Annotated in this window: 2 protein-coding genes; one reads left to right on the top strand and one right to left on the bottom strand. The window is 69.3% G+C overall.

Features of this window, described 5'->3' with window-relative positions; translation table 11 throughout:
* Positions 1 to 254 precede the first annotated feature (254 nt).
* Positions 255 to 569 carry a DUF2530 domain-containing protein gene (locus ACFU7D_RS29610; RefSeq protein ID WP_125630634.1) on the bottom strand — a complete coding sequence of 105 codons (315 nt, stop codon included), beginning with the start codon at positions 567 to 569 and terminating at the stop codon, positions 255 to 257.
* A gap of 214 nt (positions 570 to 783) precedes the next feature.
* On the opposite strand from ACFU7D_RS29610, the gene ACFU7D_RS29605 reads away from it, so the two are divergent.
* On the top strand, positions 784 to 1397 hold a 614-nt coding region (locus ACFU7D_RS29605; protein WP_378874102.1), incomplete at its 3' end, for a solute carrier family 23 protein.

The raw sequence follows: 1397 nt of genomic DNA, 5'->3' as shown, positions 1-1397 counted from the left end.
GCTGCGCACCGGTACGTCGTTGACCTGGCCGCGCGCGACCCGTTCGGCGACCCCGGCCGTCGTGAGTCCGGTCCCGGGCGAGGGCGTGTCGGTGGGAGGCGGGGGGTGCGCGGGGTCGAGTCGGTCCGCGTCGAGATGCGTCATGCATTCGACGGTAAGTGCGGATTTACGGCTTCACCCACCGAGTGCGGGGAAGATCCGACCTGGGTACGAGGCCTTCCGGCGCGGTGTGCTGCCCCGGTACTACCCGGGTACTAGGCGGTGGGCCGGTCGGCCTGTGTGCCGTGGGTGCCCGGTGCGCCCCGAGTGCCCTCGGCGTCCCGCGCGGCGGCGTCCCGCTTGATCGCGGCGTCGCGCCCCCGGACGTACCAGATGCCGATCAGGCCGAGACCGGCCCCGGCCAGGCAGGTCCACACCCACCAGGTGTGTCCGTGGTCGTCGAACCAGCCGTAGAACGGCAGCTGCACCAGGAAGAGGACGAACCAGAGGACGGTGCCGCCGACGATGGTCGGAACCACGGGGCCCTCCAGGGGCTCCGGCGCCTCATGCGTGGGTGTCCACTTCGTCATGCGTACAGCTTACGAGGCGGGTGCGAACGGGTTGACGGCGCGGCGCAACACGGTGATGGCGCCGTGATGGCGCGGGTCTACGCGCGGAGATAGCGATCTGTGGCTCATACGTTCATACTGAACCCGTTTGTCTCTGACCGCTTTCATTCGTAGAAAACACCAAGAGGAACACCGACAAGGCCGTGGGGGAACCTGTTGGTGATGAGGTCCCCGCATGTCCACCTCGGCCACCGCCAAGGTCCCCCCGTCCCCCGAGCCGCCGGAGGACCGTCGTCCCCCGCAGAACGGCCTCGACCGCTACTTCAAGATCTCCGAGCGCGGCAGCACCCTGCCCCGTGAGATCCGCGGCGGCTTCGCCACCTTCTTCGCGATGGCCTACATCATCGTGCTGAACCCGATCATCCTGGGCAGCGCGAAGGACATGTACGGCCACCAGCTCGACAACGGCCAGCTGGTCACCGCGACCGCCCTCACGGCGGCCTTCACGACCCTCCTGATGGGCGTCATCGGCAACGTCCCGATCGCGCTCGCCGCCGGCCTCGGCGTCAACACCGTCGTCGCCCTCCAGCTCGCCCCGCGGATGTCCTGGCCGGACGCCATGGGCATGGTGGTGCTGGCCGGCATCGTCGTCATGCTGCTGGTCGCCACCGGTCTGCGCGAGCGCGTGATGAACGCCGTGCCGCGCTCGCTCCGCAAGGGCATCGCGATCGGCATCGGCCTCTTCGTGCTGCTGGTCGGTCTGGTCGACTCGGGCTTCGTCTCCCGCATCCCGGACGCCGCGCACACCACGGTGCCGCTGCAGCTCGGCAACGACGGCCACCTCAACGG

This window comes from Nocardioides sp. NPDC057577 (assembly GCF_042801335.1).
Taxonomy (GTDB): Bacteria; Actinomycetota; Actinomycetes; order Propionibacteriales; family Nocardioidaceae; genus Nocardioides.
Note: the sequence above shows the minus strand (reverse complement) of the source record. Positions and strands in the feature narration are given on the sequence as shown.

What these genes read in the sequence shown, in the direction of transcription:
- ACFU7D_RS29610 (WP_125630634.1), bottom strand. Translation starts at nt 569, where the DNA reads ATGACGAAGTGGACACCCACGCATGAGGCGCCGGAGCCCCTGGAGGGC.